Annotated in this window: 27 protein-coding genes and 1 tRNA gene; 13 read left to right on the top strand and 15 right to left on the bottom strand. The window is 70.0% G+C overall.

Annotation, left to right across the window (positions count from 1 at the left end):
* A partial coding sequence (locus AB2U09_RS05710) for a PKD domain-containing protein (RefSeq protein WP_459191730.1) occupies nt 1-912 on the top strand: 912 nt, incomplete at its 5' end.
* 81 nt (nt 913-993) lie between these two features.
* Here the strand turns inward: AB2U09_RS05710 and AB2U09_RS05705 are convergent.
* Complete coding sequence (locus AB2U09_RS05705; RefSeq protein ID WP_459191729.1) at nt 994-2,307, bottom strand: MFS transporter; 1,314 nt, start codon at nt 2,305-2,307, stop codon at nt 994-996.
* A 209-nt stretch (nt 2,308-2,516) separates the two neighbouring features.
* On the bottom strand, nt 2,517-4,388 hold the full coding sequence (locus AB2U09_RS05700; RefSeq protein WP_459191728.1) for a glycoside hydrolase family 15 protein: 1,872 nt from the start codon (nt 4,386-4,388) through the stop codon (nt 2,517-2,519).
* 213 nt (nt 4,389-4,601) lie between these two features.
* Between AB2U09_RS05700 and AB2U09_RS05695 the strand changes: the two genes are divergently transcribed.
* Together AB2U09_RS05695 and AB2U09_RS05690 are read left to right on the top strand one after the other, a co-directional pair.
* Nucleotides 4,602-4,781 (top strand): hypothetical protein, encoded by a 180-nt coding sequence (locus AB2U09_RS05695; protein ID WP_459191727.1) that lies wholly within the window; start codon nt 4,602-4,604, stop codon nt 4,779-4,781.
* Nucleotides 4,782-4,884: 103 nt separating this feature from the next.
* Complete coding sequence (locus AB2U09_RS05690) at nt 4,885-5,421, top strand: DUF2243 domain-containing protein (RefSeq protein ID WP_459191726.1); 537 nt, start codon at nt 4,885-4,887, stop codon at nt 5,419-5,421.
* A 264-nt stretch (nt 5,422-5,685) separates the two neighbouring features.
* Here the strand turns inward: AB2U09_RS05690 and AB2U09_RS05685 are convergent, their stop codons facing one another.
* Nucleotides 5,686-7,299, bottom strand: coding sequence for a cobyric acid synthase (locus AB2U09_RS05685; RefSeq protein WP_459191725.1), 1,614 nt, complete (start codon nt 7,297-7,299; stop codon nt 5,686-5,688).
* A gap of 661 nt (nt 7,300-7,960) precedes the next feature.
* Between AB2U09_RS05685 and AB2U09_RS05680 the strand changes: the two genes are divergently transcribed.
* From AB2U09_RS05680 to AB2U09_RS05655, 6 genes are all read left to right on the top strand, one after another.
* Nucleotides 7,961-8,449: a universal stress protein gene (locus tag AB2U09_RS05680; protein ID WP_459191724.1), complete on the top strand. Its 489-nt coding sequence runs from the start codon at nt 7,961-7,963 to the stop codon at nt 8,447-8,449.
* Between the two features lie 107 nt (nt 8,450-8,556).
* Nucleotides 8,557-9,936, top strand: a complete 1,380-nt coding sequence (locus AB2U09_RS05675) for a sugar porter family MFS transporter (RefSeq protein WP_459191723.1) — start codon at nt 8,557-8,559, stop codon at nt 9,934-9,936.
* Between the two features lie 117 nt (nt 9,937-10,053).
* Entirely contained in the window at nt 10,054-10,851 is a 798-nt protein-coding gene (locus tag AB2U09_RS05670; protein ID WP_459191722.1) for a class I SAM-dependent methyltransferase, read from the top strand.
* A 47-nt stretch (nt 10,852-10,898) separates the two neighbouring features.
* Nucleotides 10,899-11,750 carry an ABC transporter ATP-binding protein gene (locus AB2U09_RS05665; RefSeq protein ID WP_459191721.1) on the top strand — a complete coding sequence of 284 codons (852 nt, stop codon included), beginning with the start codon at nt 10,899-10,901 and terminating at the stop codon, nt 11,748-11,750.
* Nucleotides 11,747-13,459 carry a hypothetical protein gene (locus AB2U09_RS05660; RefSeq protein WP_459191720.1) on the top strand — a complete coding sequence of 571 codons (1,713 nt, stop codon included), beginning with the start codon at nt 11,747-11,749 and terminating at the stop codon, nt 13,457-13,459. The genes AB2U09_RS05665 and AB2U09_RS05660 overlap by 4 nt, the downstream gene beginning before the upstream one ends.
* Before the next feature lie 63 nt (nt 13,460-13,522).
* On the top strand, nt 13,523-14,287 hold the full coding sequence (locus AB2U09_RS05655; protein ID WP_459191719.1) for a proteasome assembly chaperone family protein: 765 nt from the start codon (nt 13,523-13,525) through the stop codon (nt 14,285-14,287).
* 7 nt (nt 14,288-14,294) lie between these two features.
* On the opposite strand, the gene AB2U09_RS05650 is transcribed toward AB2U09_RS05655, so the two are convergent.
* The 10 genes from AB2U09_RS05650 to AB2U09_RS05605 form a co-directional block, all read right to left on the bottom strand.
* Nucleotides 14,295-14,969, bottom strand: a complete 675-nt coding sequence (locus tag AB2U09_RS05650) for a cob(I)yrinic acid a,c-diamide adenosyltransferase (protein ID WP_459191718.1) — start codon at nt 14,967-14,969, stop codon at nt 14,295-14,297.
* Nucleotides 14,970-15,047: 78 nt separating this feature from the next.
* A complete protein-coding gene (locus tag AB2U09_RS05645; RefSeq protein WP_459191717.1) occupies nt 15,048-15,779 on the bottom strand; it encodes an adenosylcobinamide amidohydrolase in 732 nt (243 codons plus the stop codon).
* On the bottom strand, nt 15,766-16,815 hold the full coding sequence (locus tag AB2U09_RS05640) for a threonine-phosphate decarboxylase (RefSeq protein ID WP_459191716.1): 1,050 nt from the start codon (nt 16,813-16,815) through the stop codon (nt 15,766-15,768). The genes AB2U09_RS05645 and AB2U09_RS05640 overlap by 14 nt, the downstream gene beginning before the upstream one ends.
* Before the next feature lie 99 nt (nt 16,816-16,914).
* Nucleotides 16,915-17,367, bottom strand: coding sequence for a DUF7992 family protein (locus tag AB2U09_RS05635; RefSeq protein WP_459191715.1), 453 nt, complete (start codon nt 17,365-17,367; stop codon nt 16,915-16,917).
* Between the two features lie 57 nt (nt 17,368-17,424).
* Complete coding sequence (locus AB2U09_RS05630; protein ID WP_459191734.1) at nt 17,425-17,967, bottom strand: NTP transferase domain-containing protein; 543 nt, start codon at nt 17,965-17,967, stop codon at nt 17,425-17,427.
* The gene (gene cobS, locus AB2U09_RS05625; protein WP_459191714.1) at nt 17,967-18,785 is read right to left on the bottom strand and encodes an adenosylcobinamide-GDP ribazoletransferase; all 819 of its coding nucleotides are present in this window, start codon (nt 18,783-18,785) and stop codon (nt 17,967-17,969) included. Before cobS ends, AB2U09_RS05630 begins: the two co-directional genes overlap by 1 nt.
* A complete protein-coding gene (gene cbiB, locus AB2U09_RS05620) occupies nt 18,776-19,720 on the bottom strand; it encodes an adenosylcobinamide-phosphate synthase CbiB (protein ID WP_459191713.1) in 945 nt (314 codons plus the stop codon). Before cbiB ends, cobS begins: the two co-directional genes overlap by 10 nt.
* On the bottom strand, nt 19,717-20,346 hold the full coding sequence (locus AB2U09_RS05615; protein ID WP_459191712.1) for an HAD family hydrolase: 630 nt from the start codon (nt 20,344-20,346) through the stop codon (nt 19,717-19,719). Before AB2U09_RS05615 ends, cbiB begins: the two co-directional genes overlap by 4 nt.
* Before the next feature lie 563 nt (nt 20,347-20,909).
* On the bottom strand, nt 20,910-21,347 hold the full coding sequence (locus tag AB2U09_RS05610; RefSeq protein ID WP_459191711.1) for a hypothetical protein: 438 nt from the start codon (nt 21,345-21,347) through the stop codon (nt 20,910-20,912).
* A gap of 84 nt (nt 21,348-21,431) precedes the next feature.
* Nucleotides 21,432-21,719, bottom strand: a complete 288-nt coding sequence (locus AB2U09_RS05605; protein ID WP_459191710.1) for a hypothetical protein — start codon at nt 21,717-21,719, stop codon at nt 21,432-21,434.
* A 153-nt stretch (nt 21,720-21,872) separates the two neighbouring features.
* On the opposite strand from AB2U09_RS05605, the gene AB2U09_RS05600 reads away from it, so the two are divergent.
* Nucleotides 21,873-22,655: a formate/nitrite transporter family protein gene (locus AB2U09_RS05600; RefSeq protein WP_459191709.1), complete on the top strand. Its 783-nt coding sequence runs from the start codon at nt 21,873-21,875 to the stop codon at nt 22,653-22,655.
* Between the two features lie 243 nt (nt 22,656-22,898).
* Here AB2U09_RS05600 and AB2U09_RS05595 read toward each other — a convergent pair.
* A tRNA-Tyr gene (locus AB2U09_RS05595) sits at nt 22,899-22,972 on the bottom strand.
* A 157-nt stretch (nt 22,973-23,129) separates the two neighbouring features.
* On the opposite strand from AB2U09_RS05595, the gene AB2U09_RS05590 reads away from it, so the two are divergent.
* The 3 genes from AB2U09_RS05590 (at nt 23,130) to ftsZ (ending at nt 25,419) form a co-directional block, all read left to right on the top strand.
* Nucleotides 23,130-23,726, top strand: a complete 597-nt coding sequence (locus AB2U09_RS05590; protein ID WP_459191708.1) for a double zinc ribbon domain-containing protein — start codon at nt 23,130-23,132, stop codon at nt 23,724-23,726.
* Between the two features lie 253 nt (nt 23,727-23,979).
* Entirely contained in the window at nt 23,980-24,171 is a 192-nt protein-coding gene (gene cdrS, locus AB2U09_RS05585) for a transcriptional regulator CdrS (RefSeq protein ID WP_459191707.1), read from the top strand.
* Between the two features lie 3 nt (nt 24,172-24,174).
* A complete protein-coding gene (ftsZ, locus tag AB2U09_RS05580) occupies nt 24,175-25,419 on the top strand; it encodes a cell division protein FtsZ (protein WP_459191706.1) in 1,245 nt (414 codons plus the stop codon).
* Between the two features lie 347 nt (nt 25,420-25,766).
* Here ftsZ and ncsA read toward each other — a convergent pair whose 3' ends face one another.
* Complete coding sequence (gene ncsA / locus AB2U09_RS05575; protein WP_459191705.1) at nt 25,767-26,786, bottom strand: tRNA 2-thiolation protein NcsA; 1,020 nt, start codon at nt 26,784-26,786, stop codon at nt 25,767-25,769.
* Nucleotides 26,787-26,810 lie beyond the last annotated feature (24 nt).

Below are 26,810 nucleotides of genomic sequence, written 5' to 3'. Positions count from 1 at the left end.
TTCGAGGGCGAGAACCTGGTCTACGCGGCGCACATCTACCCGGACAACGGCACGCCCGAGGAGTTCGACGACACCTACGGCGCGCCCGCCGAGGACGTCCCCGTCTTCGTCACCGAGTTCGGCTGGGACCCCTACAGCGACTCCGAGGACGAAGGGACGACCACCGACTGGGGCGAGCCGTTCCGCGACTGGGTGGAGTCCTACGAGAACGTCAGCTGGTCGGCGTGGTGTTTCGACGACACCTGGGCGCCGACGTTCTTCGACTCGCCCGGTCAGGGAACGGGCGACGACTGGTCGCTCCGCGCCGGCGCCGAGGAGGAGGGCGACTACATCCGCCAGTGGCTCGCCGAGACATCCGACAGCACGATCGCTCGCCAGAAGCCGAGCAAGACCGTCGCCACGGAGGGCGACACCGTCCAATTCGAGGGCCACGACACGTCCGGCGACGACGGCTGGGTCACGGGGCTGAAGTGGGACTTCGACGACGGCACGACCGCGGAGGGCTGGTGGGTCTCGCACACGTTCGACGAGCCCGGCCAGTACGACGTCTCGCTCACCGCGACCGACAACGAGGGCGAGACGACGACGCACGCCGTCGTGATCACCGTCAACGAAGTGACGGACAAGATCGCGAAGGCCGACCCCGGCACGGACGAGCCGGCCGTCGACGAGTCCGTCCAGTTCGAAGCCCGCGACTACACCGGCGAGGACCGCTGGATCACGGGTCTCGAATGGGACTTCGGCGACGGCGAGACCGCAGAGGGCTGGTGGGCCTCCCACAGCTACGGCTCGACCGGCACCTACACCGTCGCGCTCACCGCGACCGACAACACCGACCACTCGACCACCCACGAGGTCGAGGTCACCGTCGAAGAAGCCGCTGAAGACGACAGCGACGAGTCCGCTAACTAACTGACCGCCGCTCGCGCGGTCGCGCACTCGGTTCGCTCGCGTTCATTTTTTCGAGACGGTTGCCGCACGAGGAGAGACCGCTCAGTCGCCCGCCGGCGTCGCGTCGGGCGCGACCGAGGGACGGAGCCGGTAGAGCCGTTCGGCGAGCGCGACGGACCCGAGCGCGAGTGCGACGAAGACGACGAAGCCGGTCGCGTACCCCGACGGGCCGTAGACGTCGACGAAGACGCCGAGCACCGGCGGGACGACGAACCCGCCGAACGCGCCGAGGCCGCCGACGAGTCCGGAGGCGCCGCCGACGGCCTCCGGAACGTAGGCGGGGACCAGCTGGAACACCGCGGCGTTGGCGACGCCCACGCCGACCGCGAGCAGGAGCGTCGCCCCGACCGCGACGCCGTAGGTGCGCGTTCCGACGAGCCCGATCGAGGCGGCACCGACGGCGACGAAGCTCGCGACCGCCGTGACCTCGCCGCCGATCCGGTCGCTCAGGTAGCCACCGGGCACCCGGATCAGCGCCGCGGGGAGCGTGAACGCGACGGCCGTCAGCGCGCCGGCCGACTGCACCCCCACGTCGTGGACCGCGGTCCAGTAGGAGGGCAGCCACACCGTCAGCGCGAGGAACCCTCCGAACGAGGTGAAAAACAGCGCCACCAGCGCCCACGTCCGCGGGATGGCCGCCGCGTCGCGGATCGACTCGACGGCGTCCCCGCCCGGGAACAGTTCCTGCCCGTGGTCGGCCGCCCGCTCACGAGCGGTCTCGGCGTCCAGTCCGCGCTCGCGCAACTGGAACGACGGCGGATCGACGGCCAGTAGCGCGTAGGCGACCGTCCCGACGACGAGGAAGGCGAACCACGCGAGGTAGGCGGTCGTGAGTCCGAGCGCCGCCAGCGCCATCGGGAGCACGAGCGTGAACAGCCCCGGCGAGCTGTTGCCCAGTCCGGCGTACACCGCCAGCACCGTCCCCTGTCTGTCCGTCGGGTACCAGTAGGAAGTCTGGGTCGTCCCGACGGAGAAGACGGCGATGCCGCAGCCGCTCAGCGCCCCGCACAGGAATATCAGCGGGTAGAGTTCCATCGTCAGCCCGTCCGGATAGGCGGTCACCAGCAGCGCCGACAGGCCGGCCATCCCGAGGATGGACAGCCCGAGCAGCACCAGGAACGGTTTCTTCGCGCCCACGTCGTCGACCCACGCGCCGAAGGGGATCCGGAGGAGCGACCCGGTCAATTGCGGCGCGCCGACGAGCAGCCCGAGCGCCAGCCCGGACAGCCCCATCGCCGACTCGAACTCCGTGGCGACCGGTCCGTACAGCACGACGCCGGCGAAGCCGACGAAAAATCCCAGCGTCGCCGACGCCAGCCCGCGGCGTGGACTGCCGCGTATCCGACTTTCGTCCATGTCGCCCGAATATCGAAGTCGCGTAAACTTTGTTCCGATCACGTTCGCAATATTCGCTACTGGTAGTGAATTATCGCTACACCCGATCAGATTTAGAACCAATAGGGCGATTATTTAATACTCGCTCCCCGCACGGGACAGGTCACCCGCTTCGTGGTGGCCACAGAGCGCGTCCAGAGGGCCCGCGGACGGGCTGCGGCGTCCGACGGTCACTGAGTCCGCGGAACGGGTCCATCGGCGGCGTTCTCGGCGCCGAGCGGCTCCGGGCCGATCTGTCGGTCGCGCTTGGCGCGGTCGAGGTAGATGGCGCTGTTGATGAGGCCGATGTGGCTGAACGCCTGCGGGAAGTTCCCCAGCAGGGCGCCCGTCTCCGCGGCGATCTCCTCGGCGAGCAGCCCCAGCGGGCTGACGTGTCCGAGCACGCTGTCGAACAGCGCCTCCGCTTCGGCGATCCGGCCGGAGAGGGCGAGCGCGTCGACCAGCCAGAACGAGCAGAGGACGAACGTCCCCTCACCGCCCGGCAGGCCGTCGTCGCTGTGGTAGCGATAGACCAGCCCCTGGTCAGTCGTCAGTTGGTCCCTGATGGCGTCGATAGTCCGCTGGACGCGCGGGTCCTCGGCCGGGAGGAAGCCGACGACGGGGAGGAGCAGCCCCGTCGCGTCGAGGGCCTCGTCGGTCTCGAACGTCTGGACGAAGGTCCCGGTTGCCGCGCTGTACCCGCGGTCGAGGATGGCAGCGCGGACGTCCTCGCGCGTCCGGCGCCACCGGTCGAGCGGACCGTCGAATCCCGTGCGCTCGATGATCTTCACGCCGCGGTCGAGCGCCGCCCAGCACATCACCTTCGAGTGGACGAAGTGGCGGGGCTCGGTCCGGACCTCCCAGATGCCCGAATCGGGCTGGTCCCAGACGGCGGCGACGTGCTCGATGATCTCCCGCAGGGCCGCCCAGTTCGACTCGGTGATGGTCGCGCCGAAGCGGGCGGTCTCGTAGAGCGCGAGGACGAGTTCGCCGTAGACGTCGAGCTGGCGCTGGGCGCCGGCGGCGTTGCCGACGCGGACCGGCGCCGAGCCGCGGTAGCCTTCGAGATGCGAGAGGGTCCGCTCGTCGGCGTCGACGCCGCCGTGGAGCCCGTACAGCGGGCGGATCGACTCGGGGTCGTCGTACACTTTCGAGAGCAGCCACGAGAAGTAGGCCTTCGCCTCGCGGACGTGGCCGAGCTTGTACAGCGCCTGGACGGTGAACGCCGCGTCGCGGATCCAGCTGTAGCGGTAGTCCCAGTTGCGCGTCCCGCCGATCGACTCCGGGAGCGAGGTGGTCGGCGCCGCGGCGATGGCGTCGGTCGGCCGGTGGATCAACAGCTTGAGCGCGAGCGCCGAGCGGTCGACCAGCGCCTGCCAGCGGCCGTCGTCGATCACCGCCGCCTGCTCGCCTCCCTCGCGGAGCCACCGGCGCCACGCATCCACCGTCCGGTCGAGGTGGCGCTCGAAGCGCGGTCGCTCGTGCGGCCCGTCGCGCCCGTACCGAAGCGCGAACCACGCCGTCTCGCCCGCGGTGAGTGTGACGGTCGCCGTCGCGCGCCCGCTCTCGACGGCGAACTCCGTCGGCCCGGAGAGGAACAGTTCGTCCGTCGCGCCGCGGGCGACGACGCCGTGGCCGGTCTGGGCGAACTCAGGGACCTCGCGGGCGTAGTCGAAACGCGGTTCGAACCCGACGGACAGCCGGATCGACCCGTCGGTACACGTCGCCTTCCGGTAGATGACGTCGGGCATCGACCCCTCGTGGCCCGGGCCGAGATAGGGCATGAAATCGACCAGTTGCGCGTCGCCGGTCGCGGTGTGGAAGACGGTCCGCAGGACGTTCGTCCCGTCGACGTAGGTCTGTGCGGCCTGGGAGGAGTCGGTCGGACTCACGGAGAAGTGACCGCCGCGCTCGTGGTCGAGCATCGCGGCGAAGACGCTCGGCGACTCCATGTGGGGAACGCAACACCAGTCGATCGATCCCGACCGGTCGACGAGCGCGCACGTCTCCATGTTGCCGACGACGCCGTACTCGCTCAGCGGTTGATACTGTGGGTCCTGCATCGTGGATCTGGAACTCCGCCGGAACCCGCGTCCGGCCTCGGGCGAGCGCTCACCGGTCGATCCGGCGGCCGGAATCGACGGCCCTCGGAACGGGATCGCTAGGGGACGGAGACGTTTAGCCCCTCGGCCACAGTGGGTCTCGAGTCAGTTCCTGCCACCGAGGCGAATCGGTTCGGCCGAACCCCCATTGCGAACGGGACCGGCAGTGCGACCATGCGAACGCTCCGGACCCTCGCGACCCGTCCAGGCATCGTGTTCGGGGTGATCTGTGGCGCGGTCGGACTCGGCCTGCAAGGCCCGGAAGGCGCCGTGATCTGGCTGCTCGTCGGATTCTTCGTCGGCAAATCGCTCCAGAGTACGCTCTGGACACTCAGCGGCGAGACGACCTCCTGAGACCGAACGGCGGCCCGCTCCGCATCTGCCTCGACGGGGCGAAACGGACCGGCGAATTTTCCGGCCGCGGACGTTTCCGTGCCGCGGCCGAACGCTCAGTGAGATGAACGATCCATCGGTCAGCGAGGACGACCGTCCGCGCTCCGTCCTGCCCCGCCGCGCGCTCCTCGCGGCGGGCGTGTTCGGGTTCGGATTCAGCGGGCTGATCGACGTCCTCGTCCTCCACCACGTCCTCCAGTTGCATCACCTCCTGTCGGGAGTGTACCCGATGGACACGGTGGCGGGCCTGCGCACCAACGTCTTCGCGGACGGCGTGTTCTCGATCGCGATGGTGATCGTGGCGGGCGTCGGCGCCGGCCTCCTCTGGCAGTCCGAGCGGCGAACGCCTCGACCGCTCGCCGTCCGGCCGCTGGCCGGCGCCGCGCTCGTCGGCCTCGGCGCGTTCGACGTCTTCGACGCGGTCGTGGACCACGCGCTCCTCGGACTCCATCAGCCGGTAGGACAGGGCGGCGAACCGCTCTCGCTCGGCGGGCCGTACAACCTCCACTGGATCGCTGTCAGCCTCCTGTTCGTCGCCGCGGGGTACTACGTCTACGCCTCGTCGCCGGCGCGCGCCGAATCGGAACGCCGCACACGATAACCCGTGATCCCTCTCAGTCTCGACGCCATGCATCTCTGCCGCCGGAACGCGTCTCCGTCGCTGCTTCCGCTTTCAGTCGTCGGACCGCTCCACGCCGGGGCGCCATCGATCCCGATTCCACACTGGGTAGTACTGCTCGCCGCCGTCCCCGCGCTCTGGCTGGTCATCGGCGCTGGCGTCCTGGCGGCCGACCGCCTGCTACAGCGCTTGGGCGCCTGAAGAAGCGATCCACCGTCCGCAAGGCTCCGAACTGGCGCTTCGATATCAGCCATCAGTTTCCGTGCCTACGAAGGAATCAATCCCCAGCGCCGCCGCGAACTCGTCGTCGCAGACGCCCGCGACGAGGTCAGCCGCTCGGTCGCAGGGAGACCCGTTCGAGTCGTCAGTCTCCGGTCTTTCGACTCCAGCGCTCGCGAACGTCGCCGCGACGAAGGCCTCCCGTGCGACTTCGTTCTCGAACAGCCCGTGCAGGTACGTCCCCAGCACCCGATCGGTCGCCGCGCCCGCGTCGGCGTCAGGGAACGGTGGTGTGACCTCGGTCGAGTCGTCCGAATCGCCGTCGGGCCCCCTGACGACGGACGTCTCGCCCATGTGGATCTCGTAGCCCGAAGCGTCCCCCTCGGCGCCAGCGAGTGGCCCGGAGCCCTCCAGCCGCCGGGTCACTCGCTCGACTCGCTTGTCCGGGGAGAAGCGCGTCTCGACCGGCAACAGCCCGATACCTTCGAGGGTATCGATATCGTCGGTACTCTCGACGCCGGCGTTGGTGATCCGCTGGCCGAGTAGCTGGTAGCCGCCGCAGAGGCCGACGACCGGGCCGTCGAACGCCCGCAGCCGTTCGCCGAACCCCGCTTCGCGGAGCGCTCGCAGGTCGTCCACCGTGTTTTTCGTTCCCGGGAGGACGACGGCATCCGCGCCGCGGCCGGTGTCCGTTCCCACCGCGTCCGGATCTTCGAGGTCTGCGTCGAGCGGGAGATAGACCACCCGGACGCCCGGTTCGCGCGCCAGCGGTTCGAGGTCGGTGAAGTTGGAGATGCGCGGCAGCCGCGGGACGGCGACTGTCACCGCTCGCTCAGAGGGGACGCCGTCGTCGGCGCCGCGGACCGCGCGCTCGTCCTCCGCGGGGAGGGCGACGCTGTCCTCGGCCGGGAGTCCCGGGTCGTCGTACGGGACGACGCCGAGAATCGGTACGCCGGTGCGCTCCTCGACCTCCTCGATGGCCGGGTCGAGCAGCGACTCGTCGCCACGGAACTTCGTAACGAGCGCGCCCGCGACCCGCTCGCGCACGTCGTCGGGCAAGAGTTCGATCGTTCCGACGAGGCTGGCGAACGCGCCCCCGCGCTCGATGTCGACCACGAGCAGGACGTCGGCGTCGGCGAAGCGGGCGGTCTCGACGTTCGCGAGGTCGCGCTCCCGCAGGTTCGGCTCGGCGATCGAGCCCGCCCCTTCCGCGACGATCACGTCGTGGTCCGCGGCGAGTCGCTCGTGAGCCCGCCGGGCCGTCTCGCGGGCGCGCTCCCAGTGCTCGTCGTAGTACTCGCCGGCGCTGTAGTGGGCGACCGCCTCCCCGTCGAGAACCAGCTGGGACTCGGCGTCGCCGCGGGGCTTGAGCAGGACCGGATTGTGGTCGGTCGTCGGCGCCACGCGCGCCGCTCGCGCCTGGACGTACTGCGACACCCCGATCTCGCCGAACGCCGCGTCCCCCACCTCGTCGCTCACGGCCGCGGCCTTCGGCACCGCGCGGGCGTTGTTGCTCATGTTCTGGCCCTTGAACGGCGCCACGTCGACACCTCGATCCGCCAGCAGGCGACAGAGCCCGGCGGCGACAGTACTCTTGCCGACGTGGCTGGCCGTGCCCGCGACGAGTATCGTCTGCGCCATCGACTGCCCGTACTTCGGCGGCCCACCCGTTCAGTCCTTTCCATCTTTTTCCCGCCCGGGTTTCCTCGCGAGCCGAAGGCTCGCTGCGGGGAACCCGGGCGGCAAAAACATGGGTGAAAAAGGCCGCTCGCGCTTCGCGCGAGCGGTGAACCGGCGCCTGCGGCGCCGGATGCTTACCGCAAGAGAATAACTGCAGTGGCGCGCGCTGTCGCGCGTCTCGTCGCGCGACGTAGCCGTGCGAGGGATGAGCGACCGTAGGGAGTGAATCGGCTGGGGAGGCGTGTGGCTGTCTGCTGTGCGGTCGCCGTCCCTGGCGGACTGAAAGGGCGAGGCGGGCTCGCGTCCACTTCAGTCGCCTGAGCGACCCCTACCCGAGTGTAACGAGGGTATGTCGCTCAGCGACCGCGAGCCCGCCGAGGGCTTTCAATTCTCAGTGTACTCTGCAGTGGCGGTTCCAAGTACTCCTAGCGAGCGTGCCGAGGGATTTCGACGCACAACGGTTCCTGCGGTCGCTGGTACCCGACTCCTGACCACCTCGCTCGGAAGTCCACAGGCGAGCGGCGTACAGATCGGTTAGTGGCGATTACCCAAAAATACAACTACGATAAGAGTAAAAACTTAGCCAGATTTTTGCCGGGGTAGCCGAGATATTCGATCTGGGATGAGTACCGAACAGACAGCGAACGAAGCACCGATCCTTGAGACCGTCGTGCTCGCGGTCGGCAACCGGGACGACGCTCGGGTGGACGCGCTCGTCCGGACCGTCGCACAGGTCGCGACGCCCGGGGCGTCGACGGTGGTGATCGCCCACGTCTTCGACGCCGACTCGTACCGGGAAGCCGTCGAGCGGATACTCGACGCGCCGACCGAGGACATCGAACCCGACGAACTCGCGGCGCGGATGGAGGTCACCGAGGAGGTCGTCGACCGGCTCGAAGCCGAATCGATCGACTGTGTACCGCGGGCCACGACCGGGACACGCGGCGACGGGATCGTCTCGATCGCGGAAGACGTCGGCGCCGACCGCGTGGTCATCGGCGGCCGCGATCGCTCCCCGGCCGGGAAGGCCATCTTCGGCAGCACGGCACAGGAAGTAATGTTGAACGCGCCGTGTCCGGTCACGTTCGTCCGCGACCGGGGTGAAGAATGACCGCCGTCGCACCCGCCACCGGGCGGCGGTCGGTCCGCCGAAACACGGCGTCGAAGCGCCGCGACAGCCGGTCGCGCGAACCAACGGCTCTGAGTCTCCTCCAATAGATGTCCACAGCAACACTTCGGGACGTACTCGGCGGTGACGGTGATCGATTCATCTACGTCGTCTCGGCGATGGCCGCGCTGAACGGGCTCCTGTTCGGCTTCGACACCGGGATCATCTCGGGCGCGTTCCTGTTCATTCAGGACTCGTTCACCATGTCGCCGTTCATCGAGGGGGTCATCGTGAGCGGCGCGATGGCCGGCGCGGCGGCCGGCGCGGCCGTCGGCGGCCAGCTCGCCGACCGACTCGGCCGACGGCGCCTGATCCTCATCGCCGCCGCCGTGTTCTTCCTCGGGTCGTTCACGATGGCGGTCGCGCCGACCGTTCCCGTGCTCGTGGCGGGGCGGCTGATCGACGGCGTCGCGATCGGCTTCGCCTCGATCGTCGGCCCGCTGTACATCTCCGAGATCGCGCCGCCGCGGATCCGCGGCGCGCTCACGTCGCTCAACCAGCTGATGGTGACCACCGGCATCCTGCTCTCGTACTTCGTCAACTTCGCGTTCGCCGACGCGGGCGCGTGGCGCTGGATGCTCGGCGCCGGGATGGTGCCGGCCGTCGTGCTCGCCGTCGGCATCCTGAAGATGCCCGAGAGCCCGCGCTGGCTCCTCGAACGCGGCCGAACCGACGAGGCGCGGGCCGTCCTCCGGCGGACCCGATCGAACGACGTGGACGAGGAAGTCGCGGCCATCGAGGAGACGGTCGAGAAGCAGTCCGACACCGGACTTCGCGACCTGCTCGCGCCGTGGCTCCGCCCGGCGCTGGTCGTCGGGCTGGGACTGGCCGTCTTCCAGCAGATCACCGGTATCAACGCGGTCATCTACTACGCGCCGACGATCCTCGAATCGACCGGCTTCGGCGGCGTCACGTCGATCCTCGCCACCGTCGGCATCGGGACGATCAACGTCGTGATGACCGTCGTCGCCATCGCCCTCGTCGACCGCGTCGGGCGCCGGAAGCTCCTGCTCGTCGGCGTCGGCGGGATGGTCGCCACGCTCGCGGTGCTGGGGACGGTGTTCTACCTTCCCGGGTTCGGGGGCGCGCTCGGGATCGTCGCGACGATCAGCCTGATGCTGTTCGTCTCCTTCTTCGCCATCGGGCTCGGCCCCGTCTTCTGGCTGCTCATCTCGGAGATCTACCCGCTGTCGGTCCGCGGGTCCGCGATGGGCGTCGTCACGGTCGCCAACTGGCTCGCGAACCTCCTCGTGTCGCTGCTGTTCCCCGTGCTGACCGACAACATCGGGACGCCGACGACGTTCTGGCTGTTCGGACTCTGCAGCCTCGTCGGGCTGGTGTTCGTCCACCGCTTCGTCCCCGAGACGAAGGGCCGGACCCTCGAAGCCATCGAGACCGACCTCCGACAGAACGTCTCGCTCACCGACTGATCCGGTCACGTCGGCGGCTTTTTCGTTCGCGAGGGCGCGAATTTCGACGTTCGATCGACTTGCGATCCCGGTAAACGGTCGATTCACTGAAGAGAGTGGGTGAGGTATCCGACGAGAATGTCGGAGGACTACTACGACTCCCTGGCCGACGACTGGAGCGAGTACGCGCAGGTCCCCTGGCGTGAACAGGTGCTCTGGCCCGTGCTCGAATCGCTGCTGCCCGCCCTCGACGGCGTTCGCGTCCTCGACGCGGGCTGCGGCGACGGCCACTACGCCGCGCGACTGGCCGACCGCGGCGCGGACGTCCTCGGCGTCGACGCGAGCGAGGCGATGGTCGAGACGGCGCGAGAGCGACACGGCGACTGTGCGGCGTTCCGCCACGGCGACCTCACCGACGGACTCGACTCCGTCGCCGACGACAGCGTCGACCTCGTGGTCTGCCAGCACGTCCTCTCGCACGTCCCCGACCTCGATGCTGCGGCGGCCGCGTTCGCCCGCGTCCTCCGACCGGGCGGCTCGCTCGTCTGCTCGACGCACCATCCCTTCCACGAGTACCTCGTCGTCCGCGACGAGGAGTACCCCGACACGCGGACCATCGACGACCTCGACGCCCGCCCGGCCGTCCGCGCCGGGTCGCAACCGCCGACCTACGACGAGACCGAACGCTACGAACTCTACTGGAGCGGGGCCGTTCCTGAAGGCGAGGACGACGCCGGAGACCCGGCGACCTTCTACCGGCGGCCGCTCGACGCGCTGACCGATCCGCTGTTCGACGCGGACTTCGCGCTCCGGGGCCTGCGGGAGCCGTCGCTCACCGACCGGCTGGACGACGATCTGATCGACGCGGACTCGCCGCTCGCACGGCGGCCGCCGCGGTCGCTCTGTCTGCGTGCGGATCTGGTCGACAGCCCATGACGGTCCACTTCCCGATCAACTAAGCGTTAGTCGCGTGAACTGTCAATATGGTTCCCGACGACCGTCTCGACGGGCCGGCCATCGAGACGACCGACCTGACGAAGCGCTTCGGCGACGTGCTCGCCGTCGACGGTCTCGACCTGTCGATCGCACAGGGCGAGGTCTACGGCTTCCTCGGCCCGAACGGCTCCGGGAAGACGACGACGATGCGGATGCTGACGACGCTGACCCGGCCGACGAGCGGCGCCGCGCGGGTGATGGGAGTCGACGTGACCGACCGGCGCGAACTCATCTCCGTGGTGGGCTATCTCCCCGAGGAGCCGCCGCTGTTCGACGAGCTGACCGCCCGCGAGCAGTTGCGCCACGTCGCCGCGCTTCACGACCTGCCGCGCGAGCGGAGCAACGAGCGCATCGAGCGCTACCTCGAACGCTTCTCGCTCGCGAACGAAGCCGACCGCCGGCTCGAAGGCTTCTCGACCGGGATGCGCAAGAAGGTGGGCCTGATCGCGACCGTGCTCCACGACCCGCCCGTGCTCTTCCTCGACGAACCGACGAGCGGGCTCGACCCGCGAGCGGCCCGCACCGTCAAGGACCTTATCGCCGAGCTGTCGGGCGGCGAGACGACCGTCTTCCTCTCGACGCACATCCTCCCGGTCGTCGACGAACTCGCCGACACCGTCGGCGTGCTCCACCGCGGCGACCTCGTCGCCGAGGGGGCGCCCGACCGCCTCAAACAGCGCGCCGAGCGCGGCGAGGCGGGCTCGCTGGAGGACGTCTTCCTCGAAGTGACGACCGACCACGCGGCCGAGGACGCCGGGAGCGCGACGGCCGCGAGCGCGACGCCGGGCGAGGACGGCGCCGCTGGAACCGACCCCACCGGGGCTGACTCCCAGCGATGAATCTGGCGCACAGCCTCCGGCTCACCCGGATCGACGTCCGGCGGATGGTCCGCAAGCGCACCGACCCCGACAACCGGCTGTCCTCGATCGTCTCGGTCGGACTGTACGCGCTGCTGACGCTGGCGCTGACCGCCGGTGGCGTCTGGGGCGGGCGCACCGTCGGTCGGGCGCTCGTTACGGGGTCGATCGAGTTCCTCCCGTCGGCGACCGCCGTCGCGGTGCGGGGCTTCGTCGGCGTCGTCTGGGTCATCCTCGCCGTCGTGTTCGCCGTCCGCGCGGTCGGCCAGCGCGGCACCCTCACCAACGCCGAGGGGATCTTGACGACCGTCCCCACCGACGAGGCGTACCTCGGACTCGTCACCAGCGAGGTCGTCTACCTGCTGCTGTGGACGCTGCTGCCCGCGGTCGGCACCGGCGCCGGACTGGCGATCGGTTCGGGCGTCGTCTGGCCCGTGGTCGGCGTCCCGCTCGCGGTCGCGCTCGCCGGCGTCACCGCGGTCACGACCGCCTTCGCGGTCGGACTGGGCGTCCGTCACGTCGTCACGCGCTTCCCCTTCGTCGCCCGGCACAAGACCGGCCTGATCGCGCTCGTCTTCGTCGTCTACATGGCCGCCGTCGTCTCGGGCTCGTTCAACCAGATCGTCGGCGCGCTGTTCGAGCCGATGGCCGCCTCCCCCGTCGGCTGGTACGCCGACCTCGCGCTGTACGGGCTCCCCGGCGTCGCCTTCGAGTCGACCAACGCGCTCGTCGTCGTCGCCGGCTCCGTCGTCTTCGCGGGGGCGGCCGTCGCCGCCGGGACGTGGGTGGCGAATCGCCACTGGTTCGCCGACCCCGCCCTCGCCGGCGAAGCGGACGACGAATCCGCGCCGACGGGGGCCGCAACTGGGGCGAACGCCAGCACGGGGACCGGCGCGGCGGTGGCCGCCGACGACAGGCTCGCCCGCTGGCTCGAAGCCGTCGTCGACCGACCGACCGCGGCGCTGATCACGCTCGCGTGGCGCCGGGCCGCCCGCGCCCCGCTGAAGCTCATGTACGCCGCCTACCCGCTGTTCTTCGGGACCGCCGCGTTCGTCGAGATCTTCCAGACCGGACAGATCCCGGTCTATCTCCCGTACGGGCTGCTCGTGTTCGTCGCGTGGGCCGGCGGTGTCGTCTTCACGCTCAATCCGCTCGGCGACCAGGGGTCGGTGCTCGCGACGACGCTGTTGAGCGAGGTGACCGGCCAGCGCTTCGTCGGCGCGCACGTCCTCGCCGGCCTGCTCGTCGTCGTCCCGGTGGGGACCGTCCTCGTCGCGGCGACGGCCGTCCTGAGCCCGCTCGAACTCCGATCGGCCGCGATACTGGCCGCCCTCGCGCCGGTGTCGATGGTCGTCGCCGCGGCCCTCTCGGTCGGCATCGGGGTGGCCTTCCCCCGCTTCGAGGCCACGAACGTCACCCGCTCGATGGAAGCGGTCGTCCCGAGCCCGTGGGCGTTCCTCCTCTTCAGCGTCCACGTCGTCGCGACGACCCTCTCGGCCCTGTTCGTCGGGCTGGAAGTCGCGCGCGAGGTCGGCGCGCAGTTGCTCTCGATCGTGGCCCCGTTCGGCCTCTCGGTGTCGCCCGGTGCGCTTTACACCGCGAGCGCCGTCGCGCTCGTGGCGCTGGTGCTCCTCCCCGCGCTGTCGTACCGCTACGCCGTCCGCTCGTTCGACGAGTACACCATCGCGTGACGCCGGGGCGACCCGGCCGTTGCGCGCGGAGCCATCTTGGCCCCGGAGTTCGTCTGTGATCGTATGGCACACAGAGTCGAAGCCGCGACCTTCGAGGGGCCCGACGACCTCGACACCGAGGGCACGACGGTGCTGGTCGGGTTGCCCGGACTCGGGCTGGCCGGCGTCATCGCCGTCGAACACGTCACCGACGAACTCGGGCTGGAGTCCCGCGGCCACCTCGCCTCCGAGGAGTTCCCGCACGTCGCGACCTACGCCGAGGGACGGCTCCGCGAGTCCGTCCGGGTGTACGGCGACGGGGACGTGACCGCACTGCTCGCGGACCTGGTTTTCCCGCCGCGCTCGCACGGGGCGCTGGCCGAGGGCGTCGTCGAACACCTGACCGACGGCTGCGAGCAGGTCGTCGTCCCCATCGGCGCGCCGGCGGAGTGGGTCGACGAACACGGTCGGGTCACCGCCGTCACCACGACCGACTCGCTCGACCGGACGCTCCGCGAGGCGGACGTCCCACCGGCACCGGGCGTCGGCGCTATCGGCGGGCCGACGGGTGCCATCGTCAACGCGTGCGCTCGGGAAGGCATTCCGACGGTCGCGCTCGTCGTCCGCGTCGAGCCGTACCGCCCCGACCCCGCGGCAGCGAGCGCGCTCCTCCGGCACGGGGTCGAGTCGGTCGTCGACGCGGCGTTCGACACCACTGCGCTGGAAGCGAGAGAGGACGCGCTCATCGCCGAGATGGACGAGATGGCGCGGCAGATGCAGCGCATCGACGCTCAAGAAGGGTTCGAGCGGCCACCGCCCGAGGACGACGAGCCGAGTATGTTCCAGTAGCGCCGCCTCAGAATTCGGTGCCCTTCCGGGCGCTGTGGCCGGTCTCGATGGGGTGGGCCTCCTTGCCGACTTCCGTCACCAGGTCCGCGAGGTCGGTGACGAACTCCGGTCGCTCGTGGCCGCCGGTCAGGACGAGTTCCAGGTCGTCTGGCTTCGATTCCACGAGTTCGCGCACTTCGTCGGGGTCGACGAGGCCGCGGTTGCCGGCGTAGCCGATCTCGTCGAGGATCAGCATGTGGACGCCCTCGTCGGCGGACGCGTCGGCGTCGAACGGTGTCGACAGATCCGCCTCGCCCGCGGCGTCGACCAGCTCGCGTGCGCGTTCGAGGCCGCCCTTGGCTCGGGCGGCGTGCTCGTCGTCGTCGGTGCCGTCGTGGAAGCGGTGCCAGCCGTAGTGGCCGCTGTTCTCGTAGGAGAATCCCGGCAGGGCGTGGATGGCGTTGTACTCGCCGCGAACGTCTTCGACGGTGGCAGTCCCGCCCTTCATGAACTGGAGCATGTGGACGCGGTAGCCGTGGCCCGCGGCGCGCATGCCCATCCCCATCGCGGCGGTCGTCTTGCCCTTGCCGTCGCCCCACCACACCTGCACGAGGCCGAACTCCTCCGGAGCGGCCGGTTCGATAGCCTGCGGTTCGAGCGGGTCGTCGCCGGACTGGGTCGCGTCGTCGCCGTCGTCGGTCATGCGCGGAGTGTCGGCCCCCGGGACCGTAGCCGCTTCGACACGCCGACGTTCGATGACGGGGGACTCGCCGACTGCCTGCTACTCGCCGATCCGCGAGATGGTCGCCTCGCCCTCGGTGAGGACGCCGTAGTCGGCCGCCGACACGGAGTCGGGGATCTCGTCGTCCGTGTCGGCGTGTTCGTATCGCGCCGCGAGGCTCGCGCGGACGGCGTCGCGGACGCAGACCCGCGCGGCCCGTCCCACGGGCGTCGCGCTGCCGACGAACGCCGCGGGGTCGCCCGAGGGGTCGCACCCGACGATCACCGCGTCCGAAGTCGTCCCGGTGAACCCCGTCCCGGCTAGCACGGTCGCGGTCTTCGCCTCGACGGCCGTCCCGAGCAGCATCGCGAGCGCGCCGTCGTCCAGTGCCCGCGTCGTCCCGACGACGACGTTGACCGTCCCCGGTCGCGGCGGTCCGTCGCCGGAGTCGGCGACCGCTGCCTGCGGCGCCGAATCGTCGTCGTCCATCGGGAGCGCTGCGGGGTTGGAGACGCCCGCAGTGGCGACGGCCTCGACGCCGTCAAGGCGGGCGCGGCGAGCGTGTCGCTGTTCGACGCCGGTCAGCATCGCCGGTCCCGGCGTCTCGAAGCCCGCACGCTCGCAGCGCTCGGCGACGTATTCGGCTAGGTCGGTCCGGTCGAACCCCTCGGGGACGGTGACGTTGTAGGCGGCGTCGGCCGTCTCGTACCCGCCCGAAAACCCCGTCGCGAGCCAGCGCGTACCCGGTCGATGGACGCGCAGCACGTCCGTCGAAATCTCACTCTCGAACATCCAGCGCCTCCAGCAGCCGGTCGTGTTCCCGGGGAAGCCTGACCGCGACGCGGACGTGCGAGTCCAGCCCGCGGAACGAGCGGGCGTCTCGGAGCGCGATGTCCTCCTCGCGCGCGGTCGCCAGCACCTCGTCCACGCGCTCCGGCGACCCGCAGTCGAGCAGAACGAAGGGCGCGGTCGACTCCTCCAGCGGGGCGTGCGGGCGATACACCGCGAAGCGGTCGTCCGCGTCGAAGGCTGACCGCAGTCGCTCCCGCTCGCTCGCCACCCGCTCGCGGGTCGCCGCGACGAACTCGTCGCGGGCGAGACAGTGAGTCCCCACCGCGGCGGCGGGCCAGCCGAGGCCCCACGTGAGCGCGGCCGTCTCGATCCGGTCGCGCAACTCGCCCGTCGCGACGGCGAAGCCCGCGCGCAGCCCCGGCAACCCGAACAGTTTGGTCAGCGAGCGCGCGACGACGACGCCCGGCTCCCCGGCCAGCGACTCGCGGTCGGTGAACCCGAGGAACGCCTCGTCGACGAGCAGAGGCGTCACCGCAGCGCGGCAACGCTCGGCGTACTCCCGGAGCGGCCCCTCCGCGTAGGCGTCGCCGGTCGGGTTGTTCGGGTTGCAGACGATCGCGAGCGCGAACTCCGCGGGGTCGCGGTCGAGAATCTCGTCGTGGTCGACAGCCACGGGTTCGCCGCCCTGGAGTTCGACCTCGCGGGCGTACTCGCCGAAGCTCGGCGCCGGGACGAGCACTCGATCGCCCGGGTCGACGGTGACAGCAACGGCGAGCCGGATGGCGGCGAGACCACCGGGCGTCGGGACCACATCGCTGGTCCCACAGCCCACGTACTCGGCGGCCGCCGCGCGGAACGCCGGGTAGTCCTCGGGCGGGTACGACCGCGCGCCGTCGAGCGCGTCGGCGTAGACCTCGCCGGTCCCTTCGGGAACCTCCGGGTTCACGTTCGCGCTGAAGTCCAGCACGTCGGGGTCGTCGCTGCTCCCGTGAACCACGTCGTTCCCGGCGAGCCGCGCGACGGCCTCCCTGTCCATGCCTCGTGGTCGGCCAGCGCCGGCAAGAATCTGTCTCTCCGGGCCTCGCGTCGGGGCCGCCGACGGCGCCTATCCGCGATCAACGTCCGGTTCGCCGCGCTACTCCCAGGTGTAGCCGAACGCCTCGGACCCGCGGTCGATGTAGCGGTTCTCCAGTACTTCGCTCGTGGTCCGACCGAGTTCGTCCAGTTCCTCGGCGATGTCCTCGGCGTCGGACGCCGAGAGCCGGTCGTTCCACGGGTCCGGCAACTCGTCGGGGACCGGCGGCGCTCGATACCCGACGTCGCCCGCCGACTCGTTCCAGTAGAAGTCCAGATCGGCGATCAATCCCAGCTCGCGGGCCGCCTCGAACTGCTCCTCCGAGAGGTAGGTGTGGTCGGTCCACTCGACGAAGGCGTCCTCCCAGGCGCCCTCGGCGAGGAACTCGGCCAGCGCTTCCCGGCGGCCGTCCTCGCCGCCTCTGTCGACGGGCTCGTCGACGGCGTCGTAGTCGCCCGGGTTCTCCGGCGTGTCGAGCGTCGGCGGGTCGGGTACCTCGGCGTCGAGTGCCATGCCCGACCATTCGGCCGAGAGCGCATTGAGGGTTTTCCCGCCCGAGCACAGACGGCCTCACCGCGAGAGCCGTTCGGCCACCGCGGCGTCCTCGCGGCGGTTGACGTTGACCGCGAGGCGAGCGTCGTCGCGGACGACCGTCGCGTCGGGACCCTCGCCGACGACGTTGACCCCCGCTGGCGCGACTTCCTCACCCTCGTGGCCGAACCGCGTATCGATGCTCACGCCGAGCGCGCTCTTGAGGAACGTCGGCACCGCGACGGTCAACGAACCGCCCTCGTGGGCGTCGAGGACGTCGTCGACGACGGCGCCCTCCAGCAGCGGCAGGTCCGCGGCGACCGTCAACACCGGTCGGTCGACCCGCTTGTCGTCGAGCGCCGCCTGCAGGTCCGCGACGTACCCCTCGCCGGGCGTCTCGATCGTCGGACAGTCGACGTGGGCGGCCGTCTCCGGCGCGTGCGGGGAGACGACGGCGTAGACGCGGTCGACCCGGCTCTCGTCGAGCGCCGCGATCACCTGATCGACCATCGGCTCGCCGTCGACCCGAAACAGGGGCTTCTCGCGGTCGGCGTCGAGCCGCGTGCCCCGCCCGCCGCACATCACCAGGGCGTCCACGGGAACACCTCCGCGAGTCCGACCGGCGCCTCCGCGCCCGCGTGCCAGACGACGAGTCCGGCGTGGAGCGCGACGACGCGTGCGAGTTCGTTCGCGGCGCCGATCACGTCGCCGGTCAGCCCGTCGAGTCGCCGGTCGGCCCACCACAGCAGTCCGAGAGCCATCGCGAGCGCGCTCGCGAGTGCGCCCGTGGCCGCGAACGACGGGAGCGTCAGGGCCGCGGCCGGAACTGCGAGCGCGAGTGGGACGACGAGGCCGCGCGGCGGCGTCTCGTCGGCGACCGCCGCGCCGAAGCCGTCGTGGGCCGCCGAGCCGAGCGCGGCCAGCGTCGCCATCGCGAGCTTCGCGGCGACCTCCGCGGCGACGACGAGACCCGCGGCCGCGGCCAGCGGGAGCGCTGTCAGTCCCGCGCCGGCCAGCGCCAGCCCCGCAACGACGACGGCGAGCGCGAGCGTCCCGCCGACGCCGAGGACCGTGTCGCCCATCACCTCGCGCCGCCGCTCGGCGTCGCCGTGGACGACCGCCGCGTCGCCGAGGTCGGCGACCCCGTCGAAGTGGTTGATCCCCGTCAGCGTGACGACGGCGAGGAGGTACGTCAGCGCGACCGTCACCGCCGGTGCCGGGAGCGCGAGCGCGACGACGACTGGGACGGCGACCAGCGCACCGAGGAGATAGCCGGCGACCGGGAGCGTCCACGGCGCGGTCCGGAACGCTTCCCACGCGCGCTCGTCGCGGCCGACCGGGAGCCGCGAGAGGAAGCCCAGCGCGCCGCGCAGCGCCGTCGGCGCGTCCTTCAGACCCACGCGACCACCCCCACCGCGAGGTACGCCAGGGCGCCGGCGACGCCCGTTCGACGGATCGCCCGCTCGGCGTCGGCGACCGTCGGTAGGGCAGGGCCGCCCGGGAGCTCGTAGACGCCCGGCTTTTCGAGGCGCACGCCCAGCGCGGCGGCGACCGTCCCCATCGGCCACCCCGAGTTCGGGGAGGGGACCGCGTCGAGCCACCGACGCGCGCTCGCCAGCGACCCCGGCGCGAGGAAGGCCGCGGCGAGCAGGAGGGCGCTCGCCCGCGCGGGTAGCCACATCACCGCGTCGTCAAGCCGCGCCGGCGCCCAGCCGACCGGCTTCGATCGGTAGCCCAGCATCGAGTCCATCGTGTTGACCGCCTTTACCCACGCCGCGCCGGTGGCGCCCAGGGCCAGTCCCACGACCGCGGGCTCGATAGCCGGGACGACAGTCGGCCCCAGCCGGGAACCGATGGCGGCGAGGACGGCGAACGCCCCCAGCGGCGCGACCAGCCCGTCGGCGAGGTTCTCGGCGACGCTCTCGACGGCGGCGCTGCGCACCTGGTCCGCCGAGAGCGACGCCGCGTCCCGTCCCGCGAGCGCCCGCAGTCGCTCCCGGGCGGCGTCGAGGTCCGCCTCGCTCGCGGCGGTCACCTCTCGGGCCGCACCGAGCAGCCGCCGGAGGCTCGTCGTGACGAACAGCGCGACGCCGCCGGCGACGGCGCCCGCGAGCGGTCGCTGGAGGCCCGCGACGGCGACGAGCCCGCCGACGGCCAGCGACGCTCCGACGGGGAGCACCGCGGCTGCAAGCGCGCCGACCAGCCGCGGACGTGACCACGAGCGATCGAGCGGCGCGACCAGGCGACCGAACCAGGCGACCGGGTGCAGCCGCGTCGGCGGTTCGCCGACGGCGGCGTCGAGCGCCGCGGCGAGGCCGACGGCGGCCGCCGTCACCGGGATCGTATCCCCTCCAGCTCGGCCGGGAGGTTCCGGAGCGGGACGTCCGCGAGGAGGATCCCTCTCGCACCGACCTCGTTCGCGGCGCCGTCGGTCGCGGGATCGTCGCCGACGTGGACGAGTCGCTCGATCGGCGTATCCAGCGCCTCGGCGACCGCCTCGAACGCCCGCGGGTCCGGCTTGCGCCAGCCCGAATCCACGCTGGCGACGACGGCGTCGAGCCGCTCCGGGTCGATCGTCGACTGGTCGAGAACCCGCTCGACCAGCCCTGTGACACTACAGTTCGATAGCACACCCACCGTTCCGTATCGAGCGGCCGCTTCCACGGCCGCCTCGGCACCCTCGCGCGTCGCCACCGGTCGGTCGAACGCGGCGAGGACCGCGGCTTCGACCGTGGCGTCGTCGGCGTCGACGTCCCGACTCGCCAGCGCCGCGGAGACGTGCTCGGACAGCGGCGTCTCCTGGCCGGGGTCGACGGCGACCTGGGGTTCCCGGTAGGCTCGCGCCCAGTCGCCCGGGATCGTGACCCCGCGCTCACGGAGTTCGTGAGCGACCGCCTCCGCTGGGTCGTCGGGCCGCTCGACGGTGACGAGCGTGCCGAACAGATCAAACGATACCACCACGACCCTCTCATCATCATCAGTCCCCTTCAACGATACGGACTGTTCATCCGAGTTAGGGACTGCTATCCGAGCGGTCGTTACGGATCCCCGTCTCGTCGGGTAGATTCGGCGATAAATGTGAACGCGGGCCGGGTGGCCCCGGTCACATGGGGACGGGCCGAGCGCTCGGCTTCGGGCAGGCCCGGGTCGTCGGGAGGCACGGGGGACGGCCGTCGTCAGCAGTCCGATCCGTCCGTGTCCATCCACTTGGCCCGCCGGATGTCGTATTTCCCACAGGCCGGACAGGTGTGATACTGCACGTCGAACTGCGACTCGCAGTCGACGCAGATGTACGGGTGCGCCTCCGAACGCGACAACCCTGAAGCGCGTTTGGCCCGTTCCAAGACGCCCATCGTGACCAACTGATCACAAGACCGCACCCACTAAAAAGAGCGAGGATAGTTTACATCCGCTGAAAACGCCCGCATCACCCGCTGTCGCCTCGCTCGGCCGGTTCCTCGTCCGATCCACCTCGGAGGCTCACTAGCGGTCCGACCGACGCGCGATGGTCCCCCGATCCGCGCTCACTCCTCGCCGCGATCACGTTGGTCGTCGTGGGCAGACTGACCGCCGCGGTCCTGCCGGTCGCCGTCGTTCTGCTGGTCCCCGCTCCCCTCGGTGACCGGGACGCGGGTCGGTCCGTCGTCGCCACCACGCGGGCGTCGCCGCTCGCCGTCACCACCGACGGGGATCCGGTCGCGCACCTCGCTGGCCAGCGACTCGACGCGGTGGCGCACCGTCGAGGCCTCCTCCTCGAAGCGCTCGACGGTCCGGTCGACGCGGTAGACGCGGTCGCGTGGGATCTGTTTCATCAGATCGTTGCCGTCGTCGTCGGATCCCGAACGGAGCATCCAGTGGTCCCGCGCGTAGACGACCTCCTCGTTGTTAACGGTGACCTCGGTCGTCCCCTCCTCGGGGTCCTCGTAGACGATCGTCGCCTTGCCGAGTTCGATCTCGTCCATGCCACCGTTTCGGGCCCCAGCGGTTTACACTCGGTGGCGGGAAAACGTGCGACCCACCGCGAGAGAATACTGTCGACCCGTGAGCTACGACCCGGCCGGGGGCGTCTCGTCGGTCGAGCCGTCGCCGCCGTCGGCGTCCCCATCGGTCGGTGAGCCGGTGCCTGCGGACGTCGTCCCCACGCCCGGATTCAGGGGTTCGGCGCCCGCGTCGTTCTCGGCGGTCGTCTGCGTTCCGAGACCGGCATCGTCGGTCGTCGGCGTCTCTTCGTCCTGAATCTCGGTCGCGCTCGGGCCGGGCGCGCCACAGCCCGCCGCGACCGCCAGCGTAACGAGCACTGCCGCGCCGAGGACGGCGCGTAGTCGGTGACTCATCGCTCGCCCTACGGCACTCCCCTGAATGGGGAACCGGCGCGCACTCGCAAGCGCGCTTCGGACGAGAGGGGTTCCAGCGTTCCTCCGTTCCGGACAAACACACCGCTCAAACGCCGGCCCGTGGCTTTTCCGCCCGGCAATCCAACGTCCGACGTGTCTCCTCGAACGCCGGACGACATCTTCGATCGCGCGACCGAGGAAGGCGCGCGCCGCCTCGACCAGTCGCTGCTCGAACTCGTGTCGACGAGCTTCATCGCCGGGTTCACCATCGTCTTCGGCGTCGTCGCCCTCGGTATCGTCGAGGGGTACGTCGAACCCGAGTTCGGTCACCTCGGCACGCTCGCCGGCGCGCTCGCGTTCGGGCTCGGCATCGCCTTCCTGGTCGCCGGCCGGACCGAACTGTTCAACGAGAACTTCGCCGACCCGGTCGCGGCCGCCGTCGAACGCGGCGTCTCCGCAGTTCCCGCGCTCGGTCGCCTCTGGGTCGTCACGTTCGCCGTCAACGTCGCTGGCGGCTGCCTCTTCGCGCTGGTCTTCGCCGTTGAAGGCGCGATCCCACCCGAATCGACGGAGGTGTTGCGTACCATCGCCGAGGATATCGCGGCTCGCTCGTCGATAGCCTGGTTCGCCCGCGGCATCGCCGGTGGCACCCTCGTGAGCCTGCTCTCCTTTCTCCTCGTTGCGGTGCGCGGCGACGGGAGCAAACTCGTGCTGGCGTACGCCATCGGCTTCATGCTCGCGCTCGGCCCGTTCGACCACGTCATCGTCTCCGTGATCCACGTCGTCCTCGGGATCTACCTCGGCGCGGCGGTCGGCCTCGGGGAGCTGGGCACGATGACCGCCGTCGTCACCGCCGGTAACCTCGTCGGCGGTATCGGCCTCGTCACCGTCACGCACGTCACGCAGGCGATGGGAACTGACGAGTCCGACGGGTGAGAATCCGCGACCCCGGGCACGGGGGTACGAGCGTCTGCGGACTGTCGCTGTGGAGGGGCGGCCGCAACGCCCATCGCTGCCCGGGACGGATGGACTGGGCGAGACCAGCCTCCGGGCGCTCAGGACTGGTCCGTGAAAACGGTTCTGACCACGCACCGCGCGGGTCCCGGGGACAGGTTCCAAATCAGACGGCTAGTCGAAACGATGCAGCCGCTCTCTGTCGTAGTTCAACGGGAAAGCAAGTCCGCCCTCCCCGATTTGAACGGGGGACAAGTCGATCTACAGTCGACTGCTCTACCAGTCTGAGCTAAGGGCGGGCGCGTCTACAGGTAGCCGCCGTACTGGACTTAACCGTTTTGACTTCTCCCCGGGGTGGGAGAGTCACACAGGCGCAGTTCCCCGACGAACGGCAGACGGGCGTCAGACGCTCGGGAAGATTGAAATACCAGGGGGACAACCACTATCACGAGCCGAATGAGCAAGATCACCTTCCGCGCGGACGACGATCTCATCGAGCAACTCGAGGAGTTCGACGCCTCGAAGAGCGAGATCATGCGGGAGGCCCTGCGGGAGTTCCTCGACGGCGCGTCCGACGCCGGGCCGACGGCGGCGACGGAGTCGGGCCAGCCCGAAGACGCGACCGAGGAGGCCGGATCCATCGACGACCTCATCGCCGAGCGTGTCGACGCCATCGTCGGCGAGCGGCTCGACGCCGCGTTTACACCGGCCCAGCCGCAGGACATCAACGTAAACATCGCTCTCGACGGCGAACACGCCGCCTCGGCGGGCGCGTCGGACGCGTCCGAAAGCGCGGCGACCGACGCGTCTAACGCCGATCGAACTCGTAAGACGAGCGGCGAGACGGACGAAAACGCCATCGAGGCCGAGGACCGCCCGTGTACCCAATGTGGCGAAACCATCGCCTCTGGGCACGTTTACTGCCCGAACTGCGGAGAGAAGGCATCCCACCGGGTCTTCTGTGACTGCGGCGACGAGCTCCGATCGGACTGGGCCTTCTGTCCCGGCTGCGGTCGGCGCACCCCTGCGGCCGACGTGCTCGACCAGACGTGATACGCCGTAAACGCAGACTAAACCCGGTGAAACGGCGTAAACGTTCGAGTGTATGACGCTCGCCGCAACCTTTATATTACCGCAGACAGATGTTCTGTTTGCGTAAGACGGTCGTCTTACACGGGCCGAAGCGCGGACGTGTGACCCGCGCCTTCGGGCGATTACGTCGGATCGAACGCCGATGTCGCCGTGTAAGACGAACGGGCGAGCGCGTCCGCGAGCGCCGTCTTACCCAAGGGGAACGATCAAAAACATGGAGCGTGTGACACTACGGATTCCGAAGCAGCAGATCGAAGAGGTCGAGCGAATGGTCGAAACGGGGGAATACCCCAACCGGAGCGAGGCGATCCGGGCGGCTGTCCGCGAGAAACTAAACGAGCAGGACGGGGGCAAGGAGCGCCCGTCGGAGAAGCGAAAGCGCCGTAACTGGCAGCAGAGGGCCTGATCGATGCAGGATATCGTCAAGGAAGCCCTCGAGCGAGACGAGCAGGAGCAGCAGCAGATGGACGAGACCGAGGCCGACGGATTCGGTGACCCTCGGATCGTCATCGTCGGCTGCGGTGGCGCCGGTAACAACACCGTCAACCGCCTGTACAACATCGGCGTCGACGGGGCCGACACGGTCGCCATCAACACCGACAAGCAGCACCTGCAGATGATCGAGGCCGACACGAAGATCCTCGTCGGCAAGTCGCTGACGAGTGGCCTCGGCGCCGGTGGCGACCCCGAGATGGGCAAGCGCGCCACCGAGATGGCTCAGGGAACCATCGAGGAAGTCCTGGGCGACGCCGACCTGGTCTTCGTCACGGCCGGCATGGGTGGCGGAACCGGTACCGGTGCCGCCCCCGTCGTCTCGAACATCGCCAAAGACCAGGGCGCTATCGTCGTCGGGATGGTCTCGACGCCGTTCAACGTCGAGCGTGCCCGCACGGTCAAGGCCGAGAAGGGTCTCGAGACCCTCCGCAGCGAGGCCGACTCCATCATCGTGCTGGACAACAACCGACTGCTGGACTACGTCCCGAACCTGCCCATCGGCAAGGCGTTCTCGGTGATGGACCAGATCATCGCCGAGACCGTCAAGGGCATCTCCGAGACGATCACCCAGCCCTCGCTCATCAACCTGGACTACGCCGACATGACCGCCATCATGAACCAAGGTGGCGTCGCCGTGATGCTCGTCGGCGAGACTCAGGACAAGAACAAGACCGAGGAGGTCGTCAAAGACGCGATGAACCACCCGCTGCTCGACGTGGACTACCGCGGTGCGACCGGCGGTCTCGTCCACATCACCGGCGGTCCCGACCTCGCACTGAAGGAGGCCGAGGGCATCGCGCAGAACATCACCGAGCGCCTCGACGCGAGCGCGAACGTCATCTGGGGCGCGCGCATCGAAGAGGAGTACAAGGGCAAGGTGCGGGTCATGGCCATCATGACCGGCGTCAAGTCCGCCCAGGTCCTCGGTCCGACGACGCAGAAGCAGGCCGACAAGTCGCGGCAGGCGCTCGACGACGTGGACGAGTCCACGTTCGACGCCAGCCAGAACGTCGATACGGAGTTCGGCAACGAAGCCGGCGGTAGCGATCGCGGCGGTGCGGGCGGCAGCTCCGGCGGCGAACCCGGCTACGGCCACACGGACGGCGGCCGGGACAGCCTCGAGAAGAACAACGGTCTGGACGTCATCCGTCCGGACTGACGGCTCCCGGGTCGACCGACCCCACTGGAGACCCCTCCACCGTTTCCAGGGAGTACACGAACCCGTCCGGGACGGCCCCGGGGGGATCGCTCGACCCATCTTCTCTCTCGTTTTCACCCGCCGAGTGACGACGCCGTCTGACTCGTCGGACGACCCACTCGATGGGCCGCTGTCACGGCGCCACCACCGGCTCGCCAGACGGTGTCTGACGGGTCGACTCTGCCGTCAGCTGGCGTCTGACCTGGTGATCCTGCCGTCGACCGGCGGCTGATCGAGCGACGCCGCTGTCAGTCGCGTCTCACAGACCCGTCGTATCACTCAGCAGAAGATTCCGGTTCGTACACCGGTCAGGCCGCTTCGAGCGCGTCGAGCAGGTCGCACTTCCGGCAGACGTCCCGGCCGGTCGGCGCGCCGCAGATCTCGCACTCGCCGTACTCGTCGGGCTCGGCCGCGCCGAAGGCGCTGGCGGCGAGCGCGGCGAGCTTCTCGTAGCCGGCGATGATCGAGTGGCGTGTACCCGGATGGTGCTCTTCCATCCCGAGGAGTAACTCCTGGATCTCGCCGCGGTAGGCCTCCTCGGCGTGGGGGCACTCGGTGATATGGGCGGGCAGGTCCCGCAGGTGCGCGTAGAGCGCGACCTCCTTCTCGGGGACGTCCCGGAGCGGCTTCGCCCGCGGGACGTGGTGGTCCTGCGGGTGGCGCGGTCGTTCAGTCGGATCGACGGGCGGGTCGACCGGATTTCCGTCGCGGTCTTCCTCCGGAAACGGTCCGAGCGAGGCGTCGTAGTGGCTGGCCATCTGCTGGACGTCGCCCTCGAAGAAGTTCATGAGCGCCGTCTGGGCCTCGTCGTCGAGGTTGTGGCCCGTGAAGAGCTTGTCCGCGCCGAGCTCCTCGGCGTAGCGTTCGAGGGCGTCGCGGCGGAACACGCCGCAGTAGGCGCAGGCGGCCATCCCCTCGGGGTCGTCCGCGACGACGTCGTCCATCTGCACGCCGTACTCCTCGGCGTAGGAGACGACCTCGTGGCGCAGGTCGAGGTCGGCCGTCAACTGCTCGCAGGCGTCGAGCGACTCGTCGCGGTACCCCTCGATGCCCTCGTGGATCGAGAGGGCGACGAGTTCGATGCGGGGGTCCTCGGCGAAGGTGTCGTGGAGCACCTGCGTGAGGACGACCGAGTCCTTCCCGCCGGACAGCCCGATCACCCACGTCTCGGGGTCGTCGGGGGTCGCCGAGCGGGGGATCAGGTTGTCCTCGCGGACGCGCCGGCGGACGCGGGTCTCCACGGTCCGACGGAAGTGCTCCTCGCAGAGGTGCAGGCCCGAGTAGGCGGCGTGCATGACCGCCTCGTCGCCGCACTTGTCGCAGTCCATCGGGCGGACGTACCGGAGCGAACG

The organism is Halosimplex yunnanense (assembly GCF_054504345.1).
Note: the sequence above shows the minus strand (reverse complement) of the source record. Positions and strands in the feature narration are given on the sequence as shown.

Coding starts and splice junctions, on each gene's coding strand:
- AB2U09_RS05705 (WP_459191729.1), bottom strand. CDS start 2,307: ATGGACGAAAGTCGGATACGCGGCAGTCCACGCCGCGGGCTGGCGTCG.
- AB2U09_RS05700 (WP_459191728.1), bottom strand. CDS start 4,388: ATGCAGGACCCACAGTATCAACCGCTGAGCGAGTACGGCGTCGTCGGC.
- AB2U09_RS05695 (WP_459191727.1), top strand. CDS start 4,602: ATGCGAACGCTCCGGACCCTCGCGACCCGTCCAGGCATCGTGTTCGGG.
- AB2U09_RS05690 (WP_459191726.1), top strand. CDS start 4,885: ATGAACGATCCATCGGTCAGCGAGGACGACCGTCCGCGCTCCGTCCTG.
- AB2U09_RS05685 (WP_459191725.1), bottom strand. CDS start 7,299: ATGGCGCAGACGATACTCGTCGCGGGCACGGCCAGCCACGTCGGCAAG.
- AB2U09_RS05680 (WP_459191724.1), top strand. CDS start 7,961: ATGAGTACCGAACAGACAGCGAACGAAGCACCGATCCTTGAGACCGTC.
- AB2U09_RS05675 (WP_459191723.1), top strand. CDS start 8,557: ATGTCCACAGCAACACTTCGGGACGTACTCGGCGGTGACGGTGATCGA.
- AB2U09_RS05670 (WP_459191722.1), top strand. CDS start 10,054: ATGTCGGAGGACTACTACGACTCCCTGGCCGACGACTGGAGCGAGTAC.
- AB2U09_RS05665 (WP_459191721.1), top strand. CDS start 10,899: ATGGTTCCCGACGACCGTCTCGACGGGCCGGCCATCGAGACGACCGAC.
- AB2U09_RS05660 (WP_459191720.1), top strand. CDS start 11,747: ATGAATCTGGCGCACAGCCTCCGGCTCACCCGGATCGACGTCCGGCGG.
- AB2U09_RS05655 (WP_459191719.1), top strand. CDS start 13,523: ATGGCACACAGAGTCGAAGCCGCGACCTTCGAGGGGCCCGACGACCTC.
- AB2U09_RS05650 (WP_459191718.1), bottom strand. CDS start 14,969: ATGACCGACGACGGCGACGACGCGACCCAGTCCGGCGACGACCCGCTC.
- AB2U09_RS05645 (WP_459191717.1), bottom strand. CDS start 15,779: ATGTTCGAGAGTGAGATTTCGACGGACGTGCTGCGCGTCCATCGACCG.
- AB2U09_RS05640 (WP_459191716.1), bottom strand. CDS start 16,815: ATGGACAGGGAGGCCGTCGCGCGGCTCGCCGGGAACGACGTGGTTCAC.
- AB2U09_RS05635 (WP_459191715.1), bottom strand. CDS start 17,367: ATGGCACTCGACGCCGAGGTACCCGACCCGCCGACGCTCGACACGCCG.
- AB2U09_RS05630 (WP_459191734.1), bottom strand. CDS start 17,967: ATGTGCGGCGGGCGGGGCACGCGGCTCGACGCCGACCGCGAGAAGCCC.
- AB2U09_RS05610 (WP_459191711.1), bottom strand. CDS start 21,347: ATGGACGAGATCGAACTCGGCAAGGCGACGATCGTCTACGAGGACCCC.
- AB2U09_RS05605 (WP_459191710.1), bottom strand. CDS start 21,719: ATGAGTCACCGACTACGCGCCGTCCTCGGCGCGGCAGTGCTCGTTACG.
- AB2U09_RS05590 (WP_459191708.1), top strand. CDS start 23,130: ATGAGCAAGATCACCTTCCGCGCGGACGACGATCTCATCGAGCAACTC.
- cdrS (WP_459191707.1), top strand. CDS start 23,980: ATGGAGCGTGTGACACTACGGATTCCGAAGCAGCAGATCGAAGAGGTC.
- ftsZ (WP_459191706.1), top strand. CDS start 24,175: ATGCAGGATATCGTCAAGGAAGCCCTCGAGCGAGACGAGCAGGAGCAG.
- ncsA (WP_459191705.1), bottom strand. CDS start 26,786: ATGGACTGCGACAAGTGCGGCGACGAGGCGGTCATGCACGCCGCCTAC.